Annotated in this window: 20 protein-coding genes and 1 rRNA gene; 14 read left to right on the top strand and 7 right to left on the bottom strand. The window is 70.9% G+C overall.

Annotated elements, in window-relative coordinates:
• Positions 1–11: 11 nt before the first annotated feature.
• The 3 genes from IAG42_RS19800 to IAG42_RS19810 all read right to left on the bottom strand — a co-directional run bounded on the left by IAG42_RS19800 (position 12) and on the right by IAG42_RS19810 (position 2,276).
• Positions 12–689, bottom strand: coding sequence for a hypothetical protein (locus IAG42_RS19800; protein ID WP_394811229.1), 678 nt, complete (start codon positions 687–689; stop codon positions 12–14).
• Positions 677–1,219 carry a SigE family RNA polymerase sigma factor gene (locus IAG42_RS19805; protein ID WP_188338303.1) on the bottom strand — a complete coding sequence of 181 codons (543 nt, stop codon included), beginning with the start codon at positions 1,217–1,219 and terminating at the stop codon, positions 677–679. The genes IAG42_RS19800 and IAG42_RS19805 overlap by 13 nt, the downstream gene beginning before the upstream one ends.
• A 154-nt stretch (positions 1,220–1,373) precedes the next feature.
• Positions 1,374–2,276: an A/G-specific adenine glycosylase gene (locus IAG42_RS19810; RefSeq protein WP_188338304.1), complete on the bottom strand. Its 903-nt coding sequence runs from the start codon at positions 2,274–2,276 to the stop codon at positions 1,374–1,376.
• A gap of 175 nt (positions 2,277–2,451) precedes the next feature.
• Between IAG42_RS19810 and IAG42_RS19815 the strand changes: the two genes are divergently transcribed.
• Together IAG42_RS19815 and IAG42_RS19820 are read left to right on the top strand one after the other, a co-directional pair.
• Positions 2,452–4,017 carry a sensor histidine kinase gene (locus tag IAG42_RS19815; RefSeq protein ID WP_188338305.1) on the top strand — a complete coding sequence of 522 codons (1,566 nt, stop codon included), beginning with the start codon at positions 2,452–2,454 and terminating at the stop codon, positions 4,015–4,017.
• 113 nt (positions 4,018–4,130) lie between these two features.
• Positions 4,131–4,751, top strand: a complete 621-nt coding sequence (locus IAG42_RS19820) for a response regulator (RefSeq protein WP_188341492.1) — start codon at positions 4,131–4,133, stop codon at positions 4,749–4,751.
• 65 nt (positions 4,752–4,816) lie between these two features.
• Here the strand turns inward: IAG42_RS19820 and IAG42_RS19825 are convergent, their stop codons facing one another.
• Entirely contained in the window at positions 4,817–5,476 is a 660-nt protein-coding gene (locus tag IAG42_RS19825) for a phosphatase PAP2 family protein (protein ID WP_188338306.1), read from the bottom strand.
• A 254-nt stretch (positions 5,477–5,730) separates the two neighbouring features.
• Here IAG42_RS19825 and tnpB point away from each other — a divergent pair, with 254 nt between their 5' ends.
• Together tnpB and IAG42_RS19835 are read left to right on the top strand one after the other, a co-directional pair.
• Complete coding sequence (gene tnpB, locus IAG42_RS19830; protein WP_188338307.1) at positions 5,731–7,185, top strand: IS607 family element RNA-guided endonuclease TnpB; 1,455 nt, start codon at positions 5,731–5,733, stop codon at positions 7,183–7,185.
• A 144-nt stretch (positions 7,186–7,329) separates the two neighbouring features.
• Positions 7,330–8,145 (top strand): hypothetical protein, encoded by an 816-nt coding sequence (locus IAG42_RS19835; RefSeq protein WP_188338308.1) that lies wholly within the window; start codon positions 7,330–7,332, stop codon positions 8,143–8,145.
• 71 nt (positions 8,146–8,216) lie between these two features.
• On the opposite strand, the gene disA is transcribed toward IAG42_RS19835, so the two are convergent.
• Both disA and radA read right to left on the bottom strand, forming a co-directional pair.
• Positions 8,217–9,341, bottom strand: coding sequence for a DNA integrity scanning diadenylate cyclase DisA (gene disA, locus IAG42_RS19840; RefSeq protein WP_188338309.1), 1,125 nt, complete (start codon positions 9,339–9,341; stop codon positions 8,217–8,219).
• 80 nt (positions 9,342–9,421) lie between these two features.
• Positions 9,422–10,831, bottom strand: a complete 1,410-nt coding sequence (gene radA, locus IAG42_RS19845) for a DNA repair protein RadA (RefSeq protein WP_188338310.1) — start codon at positions 10,829–10,831, stop codon at positions 9,422–9,424.
• Between the two features lie 199 nt (positions 10,832–11,030).
• On the opposite strand from radA, the gene IAG42_RS19850 reads away from it, so the two are divergent.
• A complete protein-coding gene (locus tag IAG42_RS19850) occupies positions 11,031–12,866 on the top strand; it encodes a BACON domain-containing protein (RefSeq protein ID WP_188338311.1) in 1,836 nt (611 codons plus the stop codon).
• A gap of 14 nt (positions 12,867–12,880) precedes the next feature.
• On the opposite strand, the gene IAG42_RS19855 is transcribed toward IAG42_RS19850, so the two are convergent.
• The gene (locus IAG42_RS19855; protein ID WP_188338312.1) at positions 12,881–13,726 is read right to left on the bottom strand and encodes a hypothetical protein; all 846 of its coding nucleotides are present in this window, start codon (positions 13,724–13,726) and stop codon (positions 12,881–12,883) included.
• Positions 13,727–13,818: 92 nt separating this feature from the next.
• Here IAG42_RS19855 and IAG42_RS19860 point away from each other — a divergent pair, with 92 nt between their 5' ends.
• From IAG42_RS19860 to IAG42_RS19900, 9 genes are all read left to right on the top strand, one after another.
• Positions 13,819–14,751 (top strand): Ppx/GppA phosphatase family protein, encoded by a 933-nt coding sequence (locus IAG42_RS19860; protein WP_188338313.1) that lies wholly within the window; start codon positions 13,819–13,821, stop codon positions 14,749–14,751.
• A 416-nt stretch (positions 14,752–15,167) separates the two neighbouring features.
• Positions 15,168–15,992 (top strand): sugar phosphate isomerase/epimerase family protein, encoded by an 825-nt coding sequence (locus tag IAG42_RS19865; protein ID WP_188338314.1) that lies wholly within the window; start codon positions 15,168–15,170, stop codon positions 15,990–15,992.
• Positions 15,989–16,594 carry a TetR/AcrR family transcriptional regulator gene (locus IAG42_RS19870; protein WP_188338315.1) on the top strand — a complete coding sequence of 202 codons (606 nt, stop codon included), beginning with the start codon at positions 15,989–15,991 and terminating at the stop codon, positions 16,592–16,594. The genes IAG42_RS19865 and IAG42_RS19870 overlap by 4 nt, the downstream gene beginning before the upstream one ends.
• A 94-nt stretch (positions 16,595–16,688) precedes the next feature.
• The gene (gene ilvD, locus IAG42_RS19875) at positions 16,689–18,542 is read left to right on the top strand and encodes a dihydroxy-acid dehydratase (RefSeq protein ID WP_188338316.1); all 1,854 of its coding nucleotides are present in this window, start codon (positions 16,689–16,691) and stop codon (positions 18,540–18,542) included.
• Between the two features lie 58 nt (positions 18,543–18,600).
• A complete protein-coding gene (locus IAG42_RS19880) occupies positions 18,601–19,092 on the top strand; it encodes an EamA/RhaT family transporter (protein ID WP_223206090.1) in 492 nt (163 codons plus the stop codon).
• A gap of 397 nt (positions 19,093–19,489) precedes the next feature.
• A complete protein-coding gene (locus IAG42_RS19885) occupies positions 19,490–20,290 on the top strand; it encodes an ABC transporter ATP-binding protein (RefSeq protein WP_188338317.1) in 801 nt (266 codons plus the stop codon).
• Complete coding sequence (locus tag IAG42_RS19890) at positions 20,287–21,024, top strand: ABC transporter permease (RefSeq protein ID WP_188338318.1); 738 nt, start codon at positions 20,287–20,289, stop codon at positions 21,022–21,024. Before IAG42_RS19885 ends, IAG42_RS19890 begins: the two co-directional genes overlap by 4 nt.
• A gap of 60 nt (positions 21,025–21,084) precedes the next feature.
• Positions 21,085–21,915 (top strand): pyrroline-5-carboxylate reductase, encoded by an 831-nt coding sequence (gene proC / locus IAG42_RS19895; RefSeq protein ID WP_188338319.1) that lies wholly within the window; start codon positions 21,085–21,087, stop codon positions 21,913–21,915.
• 696 nt (positions 21,916–22,611) lie between these two features.
• A 16S ribosomal RNA gene (locus tag IAG42_RS19900) occupies positions 22,612–24,137 on the top strand.
• Positions 24,138–24,346: the final 209 nt, after the last annotated feature.

Genomic DNA, 24,346 nt, shown 5'->3' on the forward strand with positions numbered 1-24,346 from the left:
CTCGGCCGTGCTCAGCCGGCGTCGTCCGTGGCGGCCGGAGCGGGGGAGTCCCCGCCCACCGCGTGGCTGTAGTCGTTGTGAATGCGGCCCTGCTGCGCGAAGCGGTCCCCGTCCCACCGGTACGTGACGACCTCTTCGCCCGACGGAGAGGCGACCGAGTCACCCTTCTCGTACACCTGCTTGGTGACCACGAGATCACCCCGGTCGATCTCCGCGTAGACCGGGGGCTCCTCGGCCTGGAACACGTTCCGGTACGTGCCGTCCTCGTCGCGGTACACGTACGTGCCGATCCCGACCGCGTCACCGCAGGTCATCACATTCACCACGACATCGTTCGCGGGCCCGCCGGTCAGCGTCCCGTAACTCACGTCGACGGGGTACTCGTCCGCCACACAGGGCTTCAGGTCGCGCTTGATGTCGGTGCTGACCTTCGGGTCGTCCTTCACCAGCCGCACCGCGTTCACCGTCTTCGGGGTCGCGGACGCGACGGGGCTGGCGGCCGGGGACGGCACCGCCGAGGCGACCGGAGCGGTCCGGGCGGGTCCCTCGTCCCGGGCGCCCGTGCCACCGGCCGAACACCCGACGAGCAGAGCGGCCAAAAGCCCGAGGGCGGCGAACCCGGCGATCACCGGACTCCCCGCCTTCAGCAGTTCGACGCTCCGAGAGGCACGTATGCCTAGGCCGCGCAACGCTCCCGCTCCTCCCGTTCGAGCGCGCGGGCGTCCAGGTCGCGGCTCTCCAGCTCCTCGCGGAGCCGGGCGAGCGCCCGGTGCAGCGTGCTCTTCACGGTTCCGGCCGACATGCCGAGCGCGGCGGCCGTCTCCTCTGTGGACATCTGCTCCCAGTGTCGCAGCACCACGACACTGCGCTGCTTCGGAGCCAGCACCTTCATGACGTCCATCAGCAGGGCGCGGTCCGCGTGCTGCTCCGTCGAGTCGTCCACGACCGACTCGGGCAGCTGCTCGGTCGGCACCTCTTCGAGCTTGCGCGCCCGCCACCACTCGGTCCGCGTGTTGATCATGACGCGGCGCAGGTAGGCGTCGGCCAGCCGCTTGTCGGCTATGCCGTCCCACCGCCCGTACGTCCGCACGAGCGCGGTCTGCAGCAGGTCCTGGGCGTCGACCGGGTCCGGCACCAGGCGCCGGGCGCTGCGCAGCAGAGCGTCCTGCCGCGTCCTGACGTACTCCTCGAACTCGAGCACCTCACCGCCGTGCGACATGAGCAACCGCCTCCCGATTCCTGCCCGTTCCCCGTGGTCCGCACCGGTCGGGTGCGGTCTCGGGGAAGAAGCTACGGAGGCGTTGTCACGGCGTTGTCCGTTCCAGCCTTCGACAAACGCACGGCTGCCCGTCGGTTGTGTAACGGACGCGGAGTCAGCTCGCGGGAAGCCGGTACAGACCGCCCGCGAGCGGCTCGACGAGCCCGTCGTCGACCAGCCCGTCCAGCGCCCGCGCCCGCTGCACCGGCTCGTCCCAGACCCGGTCGAGCGCGGCCTGCGGCACCGGCCCGGTGGCGTCCCGGAGCACGGCGAGCAGCTTGCCCCGCACCTGACGGTCCGTCCCCGCGTACGTCTGGCCCCGCCGCGGCGGGCCCTCGTGCGCGGGCTTCCCGGCGAGCCGCCACGCGCACATCGCGGCGATCGGGCACCGGTGGCACTCCTCGCTCTTCGCCGTGCACACCAGCGCGCCCAGCTCCATCGAGGCGGCGGCCCAGCGCGCGGCGGTCGAGTCCTGCTCCGGCAGCAGCGTGCGGGCGAGCTTGCGCTCGGCGGCCGTCGTGGCGTTCGGCGGGTACTGGACGCCCGTCACGGCGCGCGCGAAGACCCGCCGCACGTTCGTGTCCAGGACCGCGTGGCGCTGCCCGTACGCGAACGAGGCGACGGCCGCGGCCGTGTACTCCCCGATGCCCGGCAGCGCGAGCAGCTGGGCGTGACCCGTGGGCACGTCCCCGCCGTGGCGCTCCGTTATGGCCACGGCGGCGCCGTGCAGGCGCAGGGCGCGGCGGGGATACCCGAGCCGCCCCCAGGCGCGGACGGCCTCGCCGGGGGCCTCCTTGGCGAGATCGGCCGGCCGGGGCCAGCGGGCGAGCCACTGCTCGTACACGGGCAGCACGCGGCTCACCGGGGTCTGCTGGAGCATGAACTCGCTGACCATCACGCCCCACGGGCCGGCGGTGGGGCGGCGCCAGGGCAGGTCACGGGCGTGTTCGGTGAACCAGTCGATGACCGGTCCGTGCAGGTCTGAGCGATCGCTGGGGGTCTTCGTGGGCGCAGTCATGGCACTCCCGATCCTGCCACGCGCGCCGGGCCCGAACCCCCGCCTCCCCGCCCCCACGCCGCCCCGACCGCCCATTTGCCGCCCGCCACCCCGGTACGGGTCCCTCGCACGAGTAGGGGGCACCCTGTCGATCGGCAGGGGCGAGGGGAGCCCTCCGGCTTGTAGGTTCGGCCGGATGAACCGACCGGGTATCGCGCCGCTCGGGATGTGGGCAGGGCTCAGCGTCCCCGTACTGGCCTGCACATGGCTGCGCCTGGAGGAGCCCGCACCGCTCTGGCGGCCCGCCGCCGGCCTGGCCGCCCTCGCCGTCGCCACCGCCCTGCACCGCCGGCGCCGCCCCGTCGCGGCCTTCGCGCTGGCCGCGGCCCCCGGTCTGGCCTTCGCCCCGGCCCTGTTCACGCTCTCCTACGGGGCCGCCCTCGCCGTCCTCGCCCACCTGATGGGCCTGCGCGCCCTCACGACCCGCCCCGCCCTGCTCACGTTCGCCGCGCTCGCCGCGGCCGGCACCGCGAAGATCGCCGCCCGCCAGGTCGACCCCACCGCGGAGTGGCTCGTCCTCATGGCCACGCTCCTGTTCGGCGCCGTGTTCCCCTGGCTCGCCGGCCGCCACCGCCGCCAGAGCCGCGAACTGGCCGCCGCCGGCTGGGCCCGCGCCGAGCAGCTGGAACGCGAGCACCGGATCGTCGCGGACCGCGCCCGGCTGCGCGAACGGGCCCGGATCGCCCAGGACATGCACGATTCTCTGGGCCACGAACTGAGCCTCATCGCCCTCCGCGCGGGCGCTCTCCAAGTGGCCAAGGACCTGCCGGGACCCCATCGCGAGGCCGCCGCCGAACTCCGCGCCGCCGCCTCCGACGCCACCGACCGCCTGCACGGCATCATCGGCCTGCTGCGCGAGGAGGACGACGAACCGGCCCCCCTGGCCCCGCCCGGCGAGACCGTGGCGGAACTCGTGGAACGCGCCGCGGCCTCCGGCCTCCCGGTCCAGCTGCACGGCACCCCGCCCCCGGAGGACCGCACGGCGTACCGCGTGGTCCAGGAGGCCCTGACGAACGCGGCGAAGCACGCGCCGGGCGCCGCGGTGACGGTGGAGACGACCCGCGCACACAACGGTCGGAGCAGCCGGGACAGCCAGGACAGCCAGGACAGTCCGGACAGCCTGACGATCACGGTGACGACAGCGGGACCTGCTTCCCGGGCCCGCCAAGGCAGCACGGGAACGGGGACAGGTACAGGGACCGGCCTTCAAGCACTGCGCACGCGCGTCACAGACCTGGGCGGCACCTTCGAAGCGGGCCCGCACGCAGAGGGCTTCCGAGTGCGAGCGACCCTGCCGACGATCCCGACCCGCTCCACCGCCGTCCCGCCCGACCCACGGACCCGTACACCGGGGACCGCCCGCGCCTTCGTCGCCGCGGCCGTCGCGGGAACCGTCCTGACGGCCGGCGCGTTCACCTGGTACGCCTACCGCACCACCCACGCCGTACTGACCCCCCGCGCCTACGCCACCCTCCCACTGGGCACCCCGGAGGCCGACGCGGAGCAGACCCTGCCCGCCCTCACGATCAGCGACCCGCCCGTGGACCGCGCTCCCGCCCCGCCCCCGCCGGGCACGGACTGCCGTTACTACCGGGCGAGCGGCGAACTGTTCGTGAGCGTGGACCACTTCAGGCTGTGTTTCGCGGCGAAGGCACCGCACGCCCTCATCGACAAGACCCTGATCCCGAGGACGGGCCAGTGACGCAGAAGCAGACGCAGAAGCAGACGCAGAAGCAGAAGCAGACGCAGCCGCAGGAGACTCAGGAGCAGAGGCGGAACCGGAAGATCAGAGTGCTCCTGGCCGACGACGAGGCCATGATCAGAGCGGGCGTCGCCGCGATCCTGGCGGCGGGCGACGACTTCGAGGTGGTCGCGGAGGCGGCGGACGGCCGCGAGGCGGTGACGCTGGCCCGAGCGCACCGCCCCGACGTGGCGCTGGTCGACATCAGGATGCCGCGCCTGGACGGCCTGGCGGCCGCGGAGCAGATCGTGGCGGCGGCCCCCGGCACGGCGGTGGCGATGCTGACGACGTTCTCGGAGGACGCGTACGTGACGCGCGCCCTGGCCGGCGGAGCCACCGGCTTCCTGCTCAAGTCGGGCGACCCGCACGAACTGATGGCGGGCGTACGGGCGGTGGCGGGCGGCGCCGCCTTCCTGTCGCCGCGCGTGGCCCGGCACGTGATCGACGGCCTGGGCCGCGGCGGCCGGCTCACCCGGGAGGCCGAGGCCCGCGACCGCGTGGCCGCGCTGACCCCGCGCGAGCGCGAGGTCCTCGGCCTGGTCGGCGCGGGCCTGTCGAACCCGGAGATCGCCGCGCGCCTGCATCTGGTGGAGGGCACGGTGAAGGCGTACGTGAGCACGGTCCTGGACCGACTGGGGGTCAGAAACCGGGTGCAGGCCGCGATCGTGGCGTACGAGGCGGGCCTGCTGCACTGACGGCGCCGCCCGCCCCGCACCCGGAATCCGGAGCCCGTAGCCCGCGCGGCCCATGGCCGGGAGCCTCAGCGCCGATGCGCCCCGCGCCCCGACGCGTACGCGGCCCCGGTCTCGGAACCCCCGGTCCCGGGCCCCGCGAACCACCGCACCAGCCCGTTCCCCGACCCCCGCATCGCCACCGTCACCCGCGCCCCCGGCCGCGCGCACAGCCCGACCACGAGAAACGCGACCAGCGTCCCGAGCAGCAGCCCGGCCGCGACGTCGTGCGGGTAGTGCACGCCGACGAACACCCGGGAGAACGCCATGAGGATCGCCATCGGCACCGTCAGCCAGCCGATCTTCGGCCAGGCGAGCGCGAGCCCGACGGCGGCCGCGGCACCGATCGTCGAGTGGTTGCTCGGGAAGGACCAGTCCCCGTAGACCGGGCAGTCGATCAGTGAGGGCAGCGCGCCGGCGACCGCGCGACAGGGCCGCTCCTCGTCGATCCCCGATTTGATCAACTCGCTGGCCACGTACGCCACGGCGGTGCCCAGCGGCGCGAGCACGGCCACGGCGAGGGCCCGGGGATCGCCCCGGCGGGCGCGCCACCAGGCGGCGACGAAGAGCACGGCGAACAGCAGCAGACCGAGTTCGGTCCACACCTCCATCAGGTCCTGGAACCAGGACGGAGTGTCGTGGGCGAATTCGAGGATGTCGCGATAGAGATCGGAGTCGATGGTTCCCATGGTCACGGACAGTACGCAACTCCCGGAGCCGTCACATCAGGCGGTGGTCGGGTGGGACCCCTGACGGAAGACAGGGGCCATCAGTTGGAGCGGGATGAGACGTCCGGCCGGACCATGTTGTGCACGGCGTCCTGTGGACAACTAGCGGGTTGTGGAAAACTCCGCCACTCGTTCTGGTGGGCGAGGCCGGTGTCTCTCGGTATGCGCCGGTTCCCGTCTTACGGTCGGAGCATGGCGTGCAGTGAGGTGTGCGGGTGAAGGGGTTCCGGCCGCGGCCTGGGTTCGTCGTGCAGGCGTACCGGTTCGCTCTGGACCCGAACGCGGGTCAGGAAGCCGCTCTGCGTTCGCATTGTGGTGCGGCGCGGGCCGCGTACAACTGGGCGGTCGCGTGGGTGACCGCGTCGTGGTGGCAGCGCCGGGCCGAGGTGTCGTACGGCGTCCCCGATGCGGAACTGACCGGGTGGCGGCCGTGGTCGCTGCCCGCGCTGCGCAAGGAGTTCAACGTCGTCAAGCGCACCGATCCCAGGTTCGCTGACTGGTGGGAGGACAACTCCAAGGAGGCCTACAGCACGGGTCTGGCGAACGCGTCGGCCGCGTTCGACAACTACGCCAAGTCCAAGAACGGCAAACGCAAGGGCGCCCGCATGGGTGCGCCGCGCTTCAAGTCGAAGCGGAAGGCGCGCCTGTCCTGCCGGTTCACCACCGGCACCATCCGTGTGGATGCCGACGGCCGGCATGTGACACTGCCCCGTCTGGGCACGATCCGCACCCACGAACCCACCCACAAGCTCCTCGCCCGTGTCCGGGGCGGGACGGCGCGGATCCTGTCCGCGACCGTCCGCCACGAACGCGGGCGCTGGTTCGTGTCCTTCCAGACCGAGGTGAAGCGCGACATCCAGCGCGTGGCGCGCCCGGGCACAGTCGTCGGGATCGATCTCGGCGTGAAGACCCTCGCGGTGATGGCCGACAGCACCGGCGAGATCCGCACCGTCGCCAACCCCCGCCACTACGACAAGGCCCTGACCCAGCTGCGGCGCGCTTCTCGCGCCGTGTCCCGGCGCCGGGGCCCGGACCGCAGGACGGGGCAGAAGCCGTCGAAGCGGTGGGAGAAGGCCAACGCCCAGCTGACCAAGATTCACCACCGGGTGGCGAACCTCCGCGCGGACGCCCTGCACAAGCTCACCACCACCGTCACCCGCACGTACGGCACGGTCGTGGTCGAGGATCTCCATGTTGCCGGGATGCTCCGCAACCATCGCCTGGCCCGCCGGATCGCCGACGCCGGATTCGGCGAGATCCGCCGCCGGCTCAGCTACAAGTCCCGGCGCAACGGCTGCCGCGTCCTGGCCGCCGACCGCTGGTATCCCTCCTCCAAGACCTGCTCCGGGTGCGGCGCGGTGAAAGCCAAACTGCCGCTGCACCTCCGGACCTACACATGCGATGCCTGCGGCCTGGTCATCGACCGGGACGCCAACGCCGCACTCAACCTTGCCGCACTCGCGGCCACCGCAGTAACTGGTACCGGAGTGGCCGGAGACCAGGACACCGCACAGCCGGTGTCGAAGCCTCGTGGAGCCGACCGCAAGACCCGCACCACCCGCACCCGCCGCAAGGCGGGGCCGGGGCGGGCAGGTGGCGCAACCCTGCCGCACCAACAGCAGACAGAAACGAGAGACCGTACTCAAGCCCAAGCCCCCACGCTCTGGTGATGTGACGGACCTCCCGGTCGAAATACCTGGGATGCTGGGAGCCCCGAGGCTCAAGCAGCGGCATGATGATGATCCGGAAAACTTGGGGGCCGAGGCGGCGGGTGGGCGCCGGACAACGGCCCGATCTCTCGTAAGGTTTGATCCGTGGGATCTCTGCGCAATCCGATCGGGCCGCTTCCCTCCTCCATCTACTGGCGCCGGAGGGTCGTTCTGCTGTCCGTCGTGGCGCTCCTCGCGCTGCTGGTCGTATGGGTCGTCAACTTCGGCGGTGGTACGGGGAACAAGGGCGCCGGCGGGACCGACGGCAAGCACCCGACCGAGTCGATCACGCCGGGCCCCTCCGGCACGGGCCCCGCGATCAGCCAACACCCCGGCGGCCGCGACGAGTCGGGTTCCGGCTCCGGCGGCGGTGAGGGTGACGGCGGTGCGGGCGACGGGTCCGACTCCGGTGACGCGGGCGGGAGTTCCGGCGGTGGCGGAGGCGGTGACGCCGGATCCGGGCCGGGCGACGGCGGGGCGACCTCGGGGGACCGGGTGCCGGCCGGGTCCAGCCTGCCGGACTGCACCGCGGGCAGTGTGACGCTCTCCGTGCGCAGCGTCCGCAACTCCTACGGCCCCGACGACAAGCCCGAGCTCGTCGTCACCGTCAAGAGCACCGCCGACAAGGCCTGCAAGGTCGATCTCGGCCCGCGCACGGCGGTCATGACGATCACGAAGGCGGACGACGACAAGAAGACCTTCTGGTCGTCCGAGGACTGCCCGGCCGGTGCGGGCACGCTGCTGCTCCGCGTCCCGGCGGGCGGCAAGGTCTCCCACACCGTGAACTGGGACAAGCGGCCCAGCGCCCCGCAGTGCGCGACGCCCTCGGCCGGTTCCGCGACGCCCGGCACCTACCTCGTCGAGGTCAAGGGCGCGCAACTGGCGGGCGACCAGACGTCCTTCGTCCTCAAGGCCGACTGACCGGACCCAGGTACACGAAAGAGGGGCGGGGCCGTGTCGGCCCCGCCCCTCTGTCACGTCACCTCGCGGAGCTATACGTACCGCTCCAGGATCGAGGACTCCGCCAGCCGGGAGAGCCCCTCGCGCACGCTGCGCGCGCGGGCCTCGCCGACGCCGTCGACCGTCTGGAGGTCGTCCACGCTCGCCGCGAGCAGCTTCTGGAGCCCGCCGAAGTGCTCCACGAGTCGGTCGATGATCGCGCCGGGCAGTCGCGGCACCTTGGCCAGGAGCCGGAAGCCGCGCGGCGACACCGCCGAGTCCAGGGCCTCCGGAGAGCCCGTGTAGCCCAGGGCGCGGGCCACGATGGGCAGTTCGAGCAGCTCGCCGTGGTGCAGGGAGTCCAGCTCGGCCAGCGCCTCCTCGACCGTGCGGGACCGCTTGGCCGTCGGGGCCGGCACGTAGTCCCGTACGACGAGCTCGCGCTCGGGCTCGACGCCCGCGATCAGCTCGTCGAGCTGCAGCGCGAGCAGGCGGCCGTCCGTGCCCAACTCCACCACGTACTCGGCGATCTCGGTCGCGATCCGGCGCACCATCTCCAGGCGCTGCGCGACCGCCGTCACGTCCCGGACCGTCACCAGGTCCTCGATCTCCAGCGCGGAGAGCGTGCCGGCGACCTCGTCGAGGCGGAGCTTGTAGCGCTCCAGCGTCGCGAGCGCCTGGTTCGCCCGCGACAGGATCGCGGCCGAGTCCTCCAGGACCCGGCGCTGTCCGTCCACGTAGAGCGCGATCAGGCGCATCGACTGGGAGACCGAGACGACCGGGAAGCCGACCTGCTTGCTGACCCGGTCCGCCGTGCGGTGCCGGGTGCCGGTCTCCTCCGTCGGGATCGTCGGATCCGGGACCAGCTGGACGCCGGCCCGCAGGATCTTGTCCAGGTTCGAGGAGAGCACGATGCCGCCGTCGAGCTTGCACAGCTCGCGCAGTCGCGTCGCGGAGAACTCGACATCGAGGACGAATCCACCCGTACACATCGATTCGACCGTCTTGTCCGAACCGAGGACGATGAGACCGCCGGTGTTGCCACGGAGGATGCGCTCCAGGCCGTCACGCAGGCCGGTACCGGGTGCCACGGCGCTCAGTGACGCGCGCATCAGGCCGTCCGCACCGGAACTCCCTCCGGACTTGCCGGGAGCTGACGCCCGGTCGTTGGCTGCCACTGCACTCCTCCGGATCGCAGACTCTGGGGTGCCCTGGGGTTCCTTCGCGTTCGCACGCACGGGCGAGACCAGGGCAAAGTCTACCGGCGCTCCTCCGCCTCCCGTGGGGCCTCTCGCCTACGGCCCTTCGGCAGCACCCGCAGCGCCTCTCCCATGTCCGCGACTTCCAGCACCTTCATGCCCGGAGGGATCTTGCCCGGGTCGGCCGGGACCAGGGCGTGCGTGAAGCCCAGCCGGTGCGCCTCGGCCAGCCGGCGCTGCACCCCCGTGACCCGTCTGACCTCGCCCGCGAGGCCCACTTCGCCGATCGCCACCAGGTTCTTCGGCAGCGGGGTGTCGCTCGCCGCGGACGCCAGCGCGAGCGCGATCGCGAGGTCCGCGGCCGGCTCCGACAGCTTCACGCCGCCCACCGTCGCCGAGTAGATGTCCCGCTTGCCGAGCGCGCTGATCCGGCCGCGCTGCTCCAGCACGGCCAGCATCATCGAGACGCGGGACGTCTCCAGACCGGAGGTCGTACGGCGGGGGGACGGGATCTGCGAGTCCACCGTCAGCGCCTGCACCTCCGCCACCAGCGGGCGCCGGCCCTCCAGGGTGACGGTCAGACAGGTGCCCGGCACCGGCTCCGCGCGCCGCGTCAGGAACAGGCCGCTGGGGTCCGCGAGTCCCGTGATCCCCTCGTCGTGCAGCTCGAAGCAGCCGACCTCGTCCGTCGTCCCGTACCGGTTCTTCACCCCGCGGACCAGGCGCAGGCGCGCGTGCCGGTCGCCCTCGAAGTGCAGCACCACGTCCACCAGGTGCTCCAGGAGGCGGGGGCCGGCGATCGCGCCGTCCTTCGTCACATGGCCCACGAGGAGCGTGGACATGCCGCGCTCCTTGGACGCGCGGATCAGCGCGCCCGCCACCTCGCGGACCTGCGCCATGCCGCCGGGCGCGCCGTCGATCTCCGGCGAGGCGACCGTCTGCACCGAGTCCAGGATCAGGAGGGACGGCTTCACCGCGTCCAAGTGGCCCAGGACCGCGGCGAGGTCCGTCTCCGCCGCCAGGTACAGGTGGTCGTCGATCGCCTTGATGCGGTCCGCGCGCAGCCGCACCTGCGACGCCGACTCCTCACCCGTCACGTAGAGCGTCTTGTGCTCCTCGCTCGCGGACTTCGCCGCGACGTCGAGGAGGAGCGTCGACTTGCCCACGCCGGGCTCGCCCGCGAGCAGCACCACCGCGCCCGGTACGAGGCCGCCGCCGAGCACCCGGTCCAGCTCGGGCACGCCGGTGGGGCGGGCCGTGGCCTGCTTGCCGTCGACCTGGCCGATGGGGAGCGCGGACGTCGTGACGCGGCCGGGGGCGGTCGTGCGGACCGCGGGCGCGCCGTACTCCTCGACCGTGCCCCACGCCTGGCACTCGGCGCAGCGGCCGAGCCACTTCGCCGTCTGCCAGCCGCACTCGGTGCAGCGATACGACGGTCGGTCCTTGGCGGATTTGGTACGGGCAGCCATGCCCCGAACCGTAGCGGGCGGCACTGACAGTGCCTCCGGCGCGGGCGCGGTGGTGAACGCTTTCGTCGCCCCGTGTAGGCGCGCTGGCCACGGAATACGGGCTTCCTGTCCCCTTTTGAGGGATCGTTTCACCCGTAAGGATTAAATGTGCTCAAGGCGCCGGAGAGGGCCTGCACCGGCCCCTACGGTCGCACAGGTGATGAGCAGCAGGCCGGAACCCTCCACGCACACCACCGGCGCACACCGGGCGCACCGCGCCGGGGCGAGGCGACCGGCGCCGCGCGCTGTTCCGCAGCGCCCGCCCGCGCGCTACGAGCCCTGTCTCGACGGCCTCTTCACGTACTGCCTCTCCGTCCTGTGCGATCACGACGAGGCGATCGCCGCGCTCGGTGACGCGCTCGCGCTCGCCGAGCGGCGGGGGAGCCGGGCGCCGGACGCCGCCGCGGACCGGCGGGCCTGGCTGTACGCGCTGGCCCGGTGGTCGTGTCTGCGGCGGATGGCGGAGGCCAAGCGGAGGCGGCAGGGGGCTCATGCCGCCGGCTCCGCCTCTGCGGTCGGCTCGGGTTCTGGTTCTCGTTCGGGCTCGGGCTCTCGTTCGGGCTCCGTCTCGGGCTCTCGGTCGGACTCGGGCTCTCCGTCCGGTTCTGGTTCTGGGGCCGGTTCAGCTTCCGGCTCCGGTGCCTCGCCCTCGGCTTCGGAAGAGCGCCGCCGGCAGCTCGCCCAGCTCGCCTGGCCCGAAGCCGCCGGGACCACGCCCGAGCAGCGGGAAGCCCTCGAGCTCGCCGTCCGGCACCAGCTCTCGCCCCGCGAGGTCGCCGCCGCCCTCGGCACCGATCCCGCCGTCACCCGCGAGCTGCTCTCCTCCGCCGCCTGCGAGGTCGAGCGGACCCGCGCCGCGCTCGCCGTCGTCGAGACCGGCACCTGCCCCAGCGTCGCCCGGCTCACCGGGGACAACCAGCTGCTGCTGTCCGCCGCCCTGCGCCGCGAGCTCGTCCGCCACGTCGACGACTGCCCGCGCTGCCGCCGCACCGCCGAGCGCGCCGCCCCCGGTGCCTGGCCCGGCACCTCCGTCACCCCCGCCGCGCTGCCCCTCGTCGAGGCCCCGCGCGCCGCCCTGCACCAGGCCATGCACGCCCCGCACCCGGGCGCCCCGCGCTTCGACCGGCGCGGGTTCCCCATGGATCCCAAGGACCGTGCGGCCCGCCGTGACCGGCTGCGCTCCCGCGCGGTCACCACCACCGTCGTCGCCACCGTCGTCGCCGCCCCGGTGCTCGCCCTGTGGGCCGCCTACCGTGGGCCGCAGACCGGCGAGGGCACCGACGGCCGTTCCGTCAGCGCCAACGAGGCGGGTGTCGGCGAGCTCGACGGGGACCGCGCGGGCGGCGCGTACGAGAACGCGGGCAACGCCCGCACCACCCCCGACCCGCACTTCACCGACAGTGCCGGGCACCCCTCGGACGTCTCCGTGGAAGTCATCACGCCGCCCTCCCGCGGCGCCCACGGCCCCGGGCGGCTCACCGTCGAGGCCCAGCCCAGCGGTGACGTCACCCTCATCACCCTGACCGCCTCCGGCAGTTCCGCCGTCGACTGGTCCGCATCCACCGGCGCCTCGTGGCTGTATCTGAGCCGCTCTTCGGGCACGCTCCAGCCCGGTGAATCCGTCACCCTCCAGGTCTACGTCGACCACCGCACGGAACCGGCCGGGCACTGGAGCGCCCGCGTCGCCGTCGACCCGTCCGGCGCGGTCATCTCCATCGAGGGGTACGGGAGTTCCGCGACCGCGGGGCCCGGGCCGACCGGGGCGCCCGGTCCCGGGCCGGGGACTTCCGACCCGGGGCCCACGCCGAGCGATCCGGATCCGACGCCGAGCGATCCGACGCCCAGCGATCCGACCCCGAGCGATCCGGATCCGACGCCCAGTGACCCGTCGCCGAGCGATCCCGACCCGACCCCGAGCGACCCGGATCCGACGCCGAGCGATCCGTCGCCGAGCGATCCGACGACGCCCGGTGACCCGGCTCCCTCGACGTCCTGAGCGTCAGCGGGGCGTCACACCGGGTCCGCCGGGTGCGGGGCCAGCAGGGGCAGCTTCTTGCGGGCGCCCGCCAGGCGCTCCTCGCACAGCTCCACCAGCTTCGCGTAACCGGCCTCGCCCATCAGCTCCGTCAGCTCCGGGCGGTACGACACGTACACCGGGTCGCCCGCGCCGTGCGCCGACGTCGCCGAGGTGCACCACCAGTGCAGGTCGTGGCCGCCTGGGCCCCAGCCCCTGCGGTCGTACTCGCCGATCGAGACCTGCAGCACCCGCGTGTCGTCCGGGCGGTCGATCCACTCGTAGGTGCGGCGGATCGGCAGCTGCCAGCACACGTCCGGCTTCGTCTCCAGCGGCTCCCGGCCCTCCTTGATCGCCAGGATGTGCAGCGAGCAACCCGCGCCGCCCTCGAACCCCGGCCGGTTCTGGAAGATGCACGAGCCGTTGTACGGGCGCGTCTGGCGCTCTCCGTCCTCGTCCTTCGACACCCAGCCCGTCTCCACGCCCACGTCGTGGTGCTGCCAGATGTCCGAGGTGAGCCGTGCCACGTGCTCCGCCACGCGCTTCTCGTCGTCCTCGTCCGAGAAGTGGGCGCCCAGGGTGCAGCAGCCGTCGTCGGCGCGGCCGGCCTGGATGCCCTGGCAGCCACTGCCGAAGATGCACGTCCAACGAGAGGTCAGCCATGTCAGATCACAGCGGAAGACCTGTTCGTCGTCCGCCGGGTCCGGGAACTCGACCCATGCCCTCGGGAAGTCGATGGGCTTCTCGTCCGGCTGCTGCTGCTGTCGAGTCGCGTCCTGCTTCTGCGGTGCCGACTTCTTTTTGTCGGCCTTGTCGGCCTTGGCCTTTTTCGTCTTGGGCACAGGTCCAGAGTAAGCGTGCGGTGACCCCTGCGAAGACCCCGGCACCCGCCTCGGGGGACCGGTCGGCGCGCGGGCGCAGTAGCGTTCCGTACATGAGACTCGGTGTCCTCGACGTGGGTTCGAATACGGTGCATCTGCTCGTGGTGGACGCCCACCCGGGCGCGCGCCCGCTGCCCGCGCACTCGCACAAGGCCGATCTGCGGCTCGCCCAACTCCTCGACGACCGTGGAGCCATCGGGGCCGACGGTGTCGAGCGGTTGATCGGTGTGGTGCGGGGGGCGCTGGAGGCCGCGGAGGACAAGGGCGTCGAGGAGCTGCTGCCCTTCGCCACCTCCGCCGTGCGGGAGGCCACCAACGCGGACGAGGTGCTGGCGCGGGTCAAGGACGAGACCGGGGTCGAGCTGCGGGTGCTCAGCGGGGCCGAGGAGGCCCGGCTGACCTTCCTCGCCGTGCGGCGCTGGTTCGGGTGGTCCGCCGGCAAGCTGCTCGTCCTCGACATCGGAGGCGGCTCGCTGGAGATCGCCTTCGGGATCGACGAGGAGCCCGACGCCGCCGCGTCGCTGCCGCTCGGCGCCGGGCGGCTCACCTCTGCCTGGCTGCCCGGGGATCCGGCCGACCCGGCCGATGTGAAGGCGCTGCGGCGGCACGTGCGGGCGCAGATCGCCCGGACGGTCGGGGAGTTCAGCCGGTTCGGGGCGCCTGATCACGTGGTGGCCACGAGCAAGACGTTCAAGCAGCTGGCCCGGCTGGCCGGGGCGGCGCGGTCCGCCGACGGGTTGTACGTGCAGCGGGAGTTGAAGCGCAGCGCCCTGGAGGACTGGGTGCCGCGGCTCGCCGCGATGACCACCGCGGAGCGGGGCGAGCTTCCCGGGGTGTCCGAGGGGCGGGCCGGGCAGTTGCTCGCCGGGGCGCTGGTCGCCGAGGGCGCCATGGATCTCTTCGGGGTCGAGACGCTGGAGATCTGCCCCTGGGCGCTGCGCGAGGGTGTCATTCTGCGGCAGCTCGATCATCTGCCCGGGGCCTGATCGCGCTTGAAGGGAGGGTGGCCGCCTGGGCTCTCCTGGCGGCATTCCCGTTTGCTCCGACAGGTGTCGGGGTGGGTTCGGGACCGCACGGGGCATGTCCGTGCTCGCCATCTCGAAGGCGCCGCCCGCTGACACCGGTGCGGGGACGCCTGCGCTCGGTGCTGCGCGCGGACATGCCCCGTGCGGTCCCTGCTGTCTCGTGCCCGTCCGACTGTGGGTGGGGGTGCCTGCCTGCCGTCTCGTGCCCGTCCGACTGTGGGTGGGGGCCGGCCGTCTCGTGCCCGTCTGATCGTGGGTGGGTGGTTGTGCCCGTCCGGTCGTGGGTGGGTGTGCCGGTCGGGGGTGGGCGTCGTGAGCTTTGCCGCACGTTCCGGTGTGCGGGCCCTCTCGGGGAATCGGGATCGTAGTCTGTCCCCGTGGCAGAACCAGTGGTGCGCATCCCGGATGCGAAGGTCGCGCTGTCCACGGCTTCCGTGTATCCGGAGTCGACGGCTACGGCCTTCGAGATCGCGGCGCGCCTGGGGTACGACGGCGTCGAGGTCATGGTGTGGACCGACCCCGTCAGCCAGGACATCGATGCGCTGCGGCGGCTCTCGGACTATCACCGGGTGCCCGTTCTGGCCGTTCACGCGCCGTGTCTTCTCATTACGCAGCGGGTGTGGTCGACCGATCCGTGGGTGAAGCTGCAACGGGCCAAGTCGGCCGCCGAGCGGCTGGGCGCCTCGACCGTTGTCGTGCATCCGCCGTTCCGGTGGCAGCGGGGTTACGCGCGGGACTTCGTGCGCGGCGTGTGGCGGATGGCTGATGAAACGGATGTGCGGTTCGCCGTCGAGAACATGTATCCGTGGCGATATCGCGATCGAGAGATGCTTGCCTACGCGCCGGACTGGGATGTCACGAAGGACGACTACCGGCATTTCACCGTTGATCTGAGTCACACCGCCACCGCCCGGACCGACGCTCTGGAGATGGTCGGGCGGATGGGCGACCGGCTGGGGCACGTGCACCTCGCCGACGGGAACGGGTCCGGTAAGGACGAGCACCTCGTTCCCGGGCGGGGCGGGCAGCCCTGCGCCGAACTGCTGGAGCGACTGGCCGTGAGCGGTTTCGACGGGCACGTGGTGATCGAGGTCAATACCCGGCGGGCCATGTCCAGCGCCGAGCGCGAAGCCGATCTGGCCGAGGCGCTCGCCTTCACGCGGCTGCACCTCGCTTCCGCGGTGCGGGTTCCGGGGTCATGACCGTACGGCGCCGGGGGCGGCCCGCACGGAGCGAGGGCGGCGGGGCGCGGGAGCGGATCCTGGACGCCGCCCGTGAGGAGTTCGCCGAGCGGGGGTACGAGAAGACCTCGGTGCGGGGCATCGCCAAGGCTGCGGGGGTGGATTCCGCTCTGGTCCACCACTACTTCGGGACCAAGGAGGCTGTTTTCGCGGCCTCTGTGGAGGTGGCGTTCGCGCCGGCTCTGGGGGTGCCCGGTGTGGTGGAGGGGGGGCCGCTCGACGGGGTCGGGGAGCGGCTCACGCGGTTCGTCTTCGGGGTGTGGGAGAACCCCGTGACGCGGGCGCCGCTGCTGGCCATCGTGCGGTCCGCCGTCAACAACGAGACCGCCGCCGGTGTCTTCCGGCGACTGATCGTCGAGCAGCTGCTGGGGCGGATCGCCGGGCGGCTGGACGTGGCGGAGGGAGAGGCCGAGCTCCGGGTCTCGCTGGCCGCCGCTCAGCTGGTGGGGACCGCCATGCTGCGATACGTGATCAAGGTGGAGCCGCTCGCTTCCGCCGAGCTGGAGGACGTGGTCTCGCGGATCGCGCCCGTGGTGCAGGGGCATCTGAGCGGGGTTCAGTGAGACAGCCGTATCGATATACGGACACTGTGTCCAGGGTGTGGAGCGGCGGCGTAGGCTCGTAAACAGTCTTTTCCGCCTTAAGGAGCGAGCGACGATGCCCGAGCTGAGGTCCCGCACAGTCACCCACGGTCGCAACATGGCGGGCGCACGCGCCCTTATGCGGGCCTCCGGTGTACCCGGTGCGGACATCGGCCGGAAGCCGATCATCGCCGTCGCCAACTCGTTCACCGAGTTCGTCCCCGGGCACACGCACCTGGCGCCGGTCGGGCGCATCGTGAGCGAGGCCATCGTCGAGGCCGGCGGTATTCCTCGTGAGTTCAACACCATCGCCGTCGACGACGGCATCGCGATGGGGCACGGCGGCATGCTCTACAGCCTGCCCTCGCGTGACCTCATCGCCGACTCCGTCGAGTACATGGTCGAGGCGCACTGCGCGGACGCGCTGATCTGCATCTCGAACTGCGACAAGATCACGCCCGGAATGCTGATGGCCGCCCTGCGCCTCAACATCCCGACGATCTTCGTCTCGGGCGGTCCGATGGAGTCCGGGCGGGCCACCCTGGTCGACGGCACCGTGCGCACCCTGGACCTGGTCGACGCCATGTCCGAGGCCGTCAACGAGAAGATCTCCGACGAGGACATCCTCCGCATCGAGGAGAACGCCTGTCCGACGTGCGGCTCCTGTTCCGGCATGTTCACCGCCAACTCGATGAACTGCCTGACCGAGGCCATCGGCCTGAGCCTGCCGGGCAACGGGTCGCTGCTCGCCACCCACACGGGGCGCAAGGCCCTCTATGAGCGCGCCGGCACCACCATCGTCGAGCTGACCCAGCGGTACTACGGCGACGACGACGCGAGCGTCCTGCCGCGCAACATCGCCACCCACGCCGCGTTCGAGAACGCGATGGCGCTCGACATCGCCATGGGCGGCTCCACGAACACGATCCTGCACCTGCTGGCCGCCGCCCAGGAGGCCGAGGTCGACTACAACCTCGACCACATCAACGCCGTCTCGCGCCGCGTGCCCTGCCTGGCCAAGGTCGCGCCGAACGTCGCCGGGTCGAAGACGTACTACATGGAGGACGTGCACCGCGCCGGCGGCATCCCCGCCATCCTCGGCGAGCTGTACCGCGGCGGGCTCCTCAACGAGGACGTGCACACCGTCCACTCCCCGTCGATCAAGGAGTGGCTCGACACCTGGGACGTGCGCAGCGGCAGCGCGACCGAGGAAGCCACCGACCTCTGGTACGCCGCCCCCGGCTGTGAGCGCTCCGCCACCGCCTTCTCGCAGTCCAAGCGCTGGGACTCCCTCGACACGGACGCGGCCGGCGGCTGCATCCGCGACGTCGCGCACGCCTACTCGCAGGACGGCGGCCTCGCCGTCCTGAAGGGCAATCTCGCGGTGGACGGCTGTGTCGTGAAGACCGCCGGTGTCGACGAGTCCATCTGGACCTTCGAGGGCCCCGCCGTCGTCTGCGAGTCGCAGGACGAGGCCGTCCAGAAGATCCTCATGAAGGAGGTCAAGGAGGGCGACGTCGTCGTCATCCGCTACGAGGGCCCCAAGGGCGGGCCGGGCATGCAGGAGATGCTCTACCCGACCTCGTACCTGAAGGGACGCGGGCTCGGCAAGGCCTGCGCGCTCGTCACGGACGGGCGGTTCTCCGGCGGCACCTCCGGCCTGTCGATCGGTCACGCCTCGCCCGAGGCCGCGGCCGGCGGCACCATCGCGCTCGTCCAGGACGGCGACCGCATCCGCATCGACATCCCGAACCGGTCCATCGAGCTGCTGGTCGGCGACGACGAGCTCGCCGCGCGCCGCGAGGCCCTGGGCGGCGTCTACGCTCCCAAGTCCCGCGAGCGCAAGGTCTCCGCCGCCCTGCGCGCCTACGCCGCCATGGCCACCAGCGCCGACAAGGGCGCCGTCCGCGACGTCTCCAAGCTGGGCTGACCGCCGTGTCCCGACCGGCCTGCGCCTCGCGCGGGCCGGTCCGGGGATAATCGGACCCGTGAGCGACGCACCCACGAACCCCGGCCCCCGTCCTGAGGCGATCCGTTTCTTCGGCACGTCCTGGGTCGATCACAGCGGTTCCTACCTGGTGACCCGTGTGGGCGCCGCTCTCGGTGCCCTCGCCCTGGCGGTCGCGGGCTGCTTCGTTCTCCGCTTCGCCTACGAGGGGCTGGCGCTGGCCGACGTCGGCGCGTTCGTCGAGGGCCTGCTGATCGTCATGTTCGCGGTGTGCTCCGCCTTCGCCTTCACGCGGACCTGGAGCTCCTTCTCCCAGCGGCCCGACCCCGAGAAGCAGGCCTCCCTGCGCGGATTCCTGACCATCGGCTTCGTCGGCGTCCTCCTCGCCTACGCCCTGCGCTGCCTCACGGAGGCCCCCGGCGAGAAGCTGCGACGCCAGGAGTACGAGACCGCCGTCGAGCAGTACGAGCGCCGTGCCGGCCGCCGCACCCGCAACCCCGCCAAGAAAAAGGGCCAAGGCCGCAAGGGCTGAGGGCTGACCGGCCCTCAGCACTCCGGTGGTGTCGGGTACGCCTTTCGGTCACCGGTTGCGCGCCGTCGTGGCCGGGTGCCACGTCGTGGCCGATCGCGCCCGCGCGGCGGAGCCGCACATGGATACGGCCCCGCGCCCCTGGCGGGGCACGTCCTGACCGGCGCCGGTGGGTGCCGTCCCCGCCGCCTTGGGCAGTCTGCCGCCTGGGGCGATGGGGGTCCCCCCTGCTCGAGCGAAGCCGAGAGCTTGGGGGAGGGTGGGCAAGGCGGCACCCCTGCGCCGGGTGCCCCTTCAGTAGGCCTCGCCAAACGCGCCGGACCCCCGCCGGAGGCCCCGGCACGCACCCCCGCCCCGGTCCTTGACGACCCATACGCACCGGAGGACTATTCATCACGTGATGAATAAAAACCCGGACCCCCCGGACCCCGTCCGGGACCCCGTCACCCCCGCCATCCACGCCGCCGGCCTCACCGTCGTCCGCGGCCCCCACACCGTCCTGCGCGACCTCGACTTCACCGTCCGCCGAGGCCAGGTCACCGGTCTCCTCGGCCCCTCCGGATGCGGCAAGTCAACCCTGATGCGCGCCCTCGTCGGCACCCAGGCCAAGGTCGCCGGCACCCTGACCGTCCTCGACCACCCCGCCGGCCACGCCGACCTCCGCTCCCGCGTCGGCTACGTCACCCAGGCCCCGTCCGTCTACCTCGACCTCACCGTCCGGCAGAACCTCGACTACTTCGCCGCCGTGCTCCTGCCCGGCCGCGCCCGCGCCGAGGAACGCCGCGCCGAGGTCGAGCGCGTCCTCGGCGACGTGGACCTGACCGACCACGCCGACGCCCTGAGCGGCAACCTCTCCGGCGGCCAGCTCAGCCGCGTCTCCCTCGCCGTCGCCCTCCTCGGCACCCCCGAACTCCTCGTTCTCGACGAACCGACCGTCGGCCTCGACCCTGTTCTCCGCCGCGACCTGTGGAACCTCTTCCACCGCCTCGCCGAGCAGGGCACCACCCTCCTCGTCTCCTCACACGTCATGGACGAGGCCGAGCGCTGCCACCGCCTCCTCCTCATGCGCGACGGCACCCTCCTCGCGGACGACAGCCCCGACGCCCTGCGCACCCGCACCGCGACCGACACCGTCGAGGCCGCATTCCTCCAGCTCGTCGACGCGGCGAACGCCGCCCCCGCCACCCGGAGGCAGCCATGAACCCGTACCGCACCCTCGCCACCGCCCGCCGCGTCCTGCGCCAGCTCAGCCACGACCCGCGCACCATCGCCCTGATGCTGCTCGTCCCGTGCGTGATGCTCGTGCTGCTGCGCTACGTCTTCGACGCGAGCCCCGCCGTCTTCAACTCCATCGGCGCCTCACTGCTCGGCATCTTCCCGCTCATCACGATGTTCCTGGTGACCTCGATCGCCACCCTGCGCGAACGCACCACCGGCACCCTCGAACGCCTGCTCGCCATGCCTCTCGGCAAAGGCGACCTCATCGGCGGATACGCCCTCGCCTTCGGCGCCGTCGCGGTCCTCCAGTCGGTCCTCGCCACGGCCCTCGCCCTGTGGGGCCTCGACCTGAACGTCACCGGCTCCGCCTGGCTCCTGCTCCTGGTCGCCCTCCTCGACGCCCTGCTCGGCACCGCACTCGGCCTGTTCGTCTCGGCGTTCGCCGCCTCCGAGTTCCAGGCCGTCCAGTTCATGCCGGCCGTGATCTTCCCGCAGCTCCTGCTCTGCGGCCTGTTCACCCCGCGTGACCAGATGCAGCCCGTCCTCGAAGGCATCTCGAACGTCCTGCCGATGTCGTACGCCGTCGACGGTATGAACGAGGTCCTCCACCACACCGACCTCACCACCACGTACGTACGGGACGTCCTGATCGTCGCCGGCTGCGCGCTCCTCGTCCTGGGTCTCGGCGCGGCCACCCTGCGCCGCCGCACCGCCTGACCGCGTCCGACTGCCGGACAGCGCTCGGGCCGGGGCCGCGCCCGGTGCGAGGATGCCCCCATGAGTGAGACGAGCCAGCACCCCCGCCACAAGGTCGCCGTCCTCGGTACGGGCAAGATCGGTGAAGCCCTGCTCAGCGGAATGATCCGCGGCGGCTGGGCCCCGGCCGACCTCATGGTCACCGCCCGCCGCCCCGAGCGCGCCGCCGAACTCCGCGAGCGCTACGGCGTCACCCCGGTCACCAACCAGGAAGCCGCGAAGCAGGCCGACACCCTGATCCTCACGGTGAAGCCTCAGGACATGGGCACCCTCCTCGCGGAGCTGGCCCCGCATGTCCCGGCCGACCGCCTGATCATCAGCGGTGCCGCCGGCATCCCGACCACGTTCTTCGAGGAGCGCCTCCCCGAGAACATCCCGGTGGTCCGCGTCATGACGAACACCCCCGCCCTCGTCGACGAGGCCATGTCCGTCATCTCCGCAGGCACCCACGCCACGGCCGCGCACCTGACCCACGCCGAGGAGATCTTCGGCTCGGTCGGCAAGACCCTGCGCGTCCCCGAGTCCCAGCAGGACGCCTGCACGGCCCTGTCCGGCTCGGGCCCCGCGTACTTCTTCTACCTCGTCGAGGCCATGACCGACGCCGGCATCCTGCTCGGCCTCCCGCGCGACAAGGCCCACGACCTCATCGTCCAGTCCGCCATCGGCGCGGCCACGATGCTCCGCGACAGCGGCGAGCACCCGGTCAAGCTCCGCGAGAACGTGACCTCGCCGGCGGGTACGACCATCAACGCCATCCGCGAGCTGGAGAACCACGGCGTACGGGCCGCCCTCATCGCCGCCCTGGAAGCGGCCCGCGACCGCAGCCGTGAGCTGGCCTCCGGCAACAGCTGACGGCAACACCGTTTGACCGCACGACGGCCCGGGGCGTGAAGTTGACACGCCCCGGGCCGATCCGTAGTGTTCTCCGAGTTGTCCGACGTGAGCACCGACCCCGGTCGGTCCCCGGACAGCCATTCCGCAAGAACTCTTCAAACGCTCGACGAGCTTCGTCGCGCCGTTTGCGCGTGCTTTTGCGAAATGAGGAATCCACGTTCGAAAGAGCGGGACCCCGATTAGGTCGGGGGCCGGGACTCCGCTAAAGTCTCACCAGTCCGAACGGCCCAACGGGTCGCAACGACAAACCAGTTGACTGGGAATCAGGCCCGAAAGGATCTGATAGAGTCGACACCGCAGGAAGGCCGAAAGGCCGGAAAGCGAAAAAGCAAGACCAGCAAGACCCCGAGGAAATCGGCCGGTGAAACGGTCTGATAGAGTCGGAAACGCAAGACCGAAGGGAAGCGCCCGGAGGAAAGCCCGAGAGGGTGAGTACAAAGGAAGCGTCCGTTCCTTGAGAACTCAACAGCGTGCCAAAAATCAACGCCAGATATGTTGATACCCCGTCTCCGGCCATTCGGCTGGGACGAGGTTCCTTTGAAAAAGTCCTGCCGGGCATTGTCCGGTAGGCGCACAGCGAGGACGCTGTGAACCGAGGGATTATTCCTCCCTCTGGTTCCGCTCTCGTGGTGTCACCCCGATCACGGGGAAACATTCACGGAGAGTTTGATCCTGGCTCAGGACGAACGCTGGCGGCGTGCTTAACACATGCAAGTCGAACGATGAAGCCCTTCGGGGTGGATTAGTGGCGAACGGGTGAGTAACACGTGGGCAATCTGCCCTTCACTCTGGGACAAGCCCTGGAAACGGGGTCTAATACCGGATAACACCCGCCACCGCATGGTGGTGGGTTGAAAGCTCCGGCGGTGAAGGATGAGCCCGCGGCCTATCAGCTTGTTGGTGAGGTAGAGGCTCACCAAGGCGACGACGGGTAGCCGGCCTGAGAGGGCGACCGGCCACACTGGGACTGAGACACGGCCCAGACTCCTACGGGAGGCAGCAGTGGGGAATATTGCACAATGGGCGAAAGCCTGATGCAGCGACGCCGCGTGAGGGATGACGGCCTTCGGGTTGTAAACCTCTTTCAGCAGGGAAGAAGCGAAAGTGACGGTACCTGCAGAAGAAGCGCCGGCTAACTACGTGCCAGCAGCCGCGGTAATACGTAGGGCGCAAGCGTTGTCCGGAATTATTGGGCGTAAAGAGCTCGTAGGCGGCTTGTCACGTCGATTGTGAAAGCTCGGGGCTTAACCCCGAGTCTGCAGTCGATACGGGCTAGCTAGAGTGTGGTAGGGGAGATCGGAATTCCTGGTGTAGCGGTGAAATGCGCAGATATCAGGAGGAACACCGGTGGCGAAGGCGGATCTCTGGGCCATTACTGACGCTGAGGAGCGAAAGCGTGGGGAGCGAACAGGATTAGATACCCTGGTAGTCCACGCCGTAAACGGTGGGAACTAGGTGTTGGCGACATTCCACGTCGTCGGTGCCGCAGCTAACGCATTAAGTTCCCCGCCTGGGGAGTACGGCCGCAAGGCTAAAACTCAAAGGAATTGACGGGGGCCCGCACAAGCAGCGGAGCATGTGGCTTAATTCGACGCAACGCGAAGAACCTTACCAAGGCTTGACATACACCGGAAAGCATTAGAGATAGTGCCCCCCTTGTGGTCGGTGTACAGGTGGTGCATGGCTGTCGTCAGCTCGTGTCGTGAGATGTTGGGTTAAGTCCCGCAACGAGCGCAACCCTTGTTCTGTGTTGCCAGCATGCCCTTCGGGGTGATGGGGACTCACAGGAGACCGCCGGGGTCAACTCGGAGGAAGGTGGGGACGACGTCAAGTCATCATGCCCCTTATGTCTTGGGCTGCACACGTGCTACAATGGCCGATACAATGAGCTGCGATACCGCAAGGTGGAGCGAATCTCAAAAAGTCGGTCTCAGTTCGGATTGGGGTCTGCAACTCGACCCCATGAAGTTGGAGTTGCTAGTAATCGCAGATCAGCATTGCTGCGGTGAATACGTTCCCGGGCCTTGTACACACCGCCCGTCACGTCACGAAAGTCGGTAACACCCGAAGCCGGTGGCCCAACCCCTTGTGGGAGGGAGCTGTCGAAGGTGGGACTGGCGATTGGGACGAAGTCGTAACAAGGTAGCCGTACCGGAAGGTGCGGCTGGATCACCTCCTTTCTAAGGAGCATCTAGGCCGCCAAGCTTGCTTGGTGGTCCAGGGCCATTACGTCGGCAAACGTTCGACGGTGGTTGCTCATGGGTGGAACGTTGATTATTCGGCACACTTGATTGTCTTCTCCTTCTAGTACTGCTCTTCGGAGCGTGGAACGTCGAGGGAAGCGGGAAGAGTGTCGGGCACGCTGTTGGGTGTCTGAAGGTACGGCCGC

The organism is Streptomyces xanthii (assembly GCF_014621695.1).
GTDB lineage: Bacteria > Actinomycetota > Actinomycetes > Streptomycetales > Streptomycetaceae > Streptomyces > Streptomyces xanthii.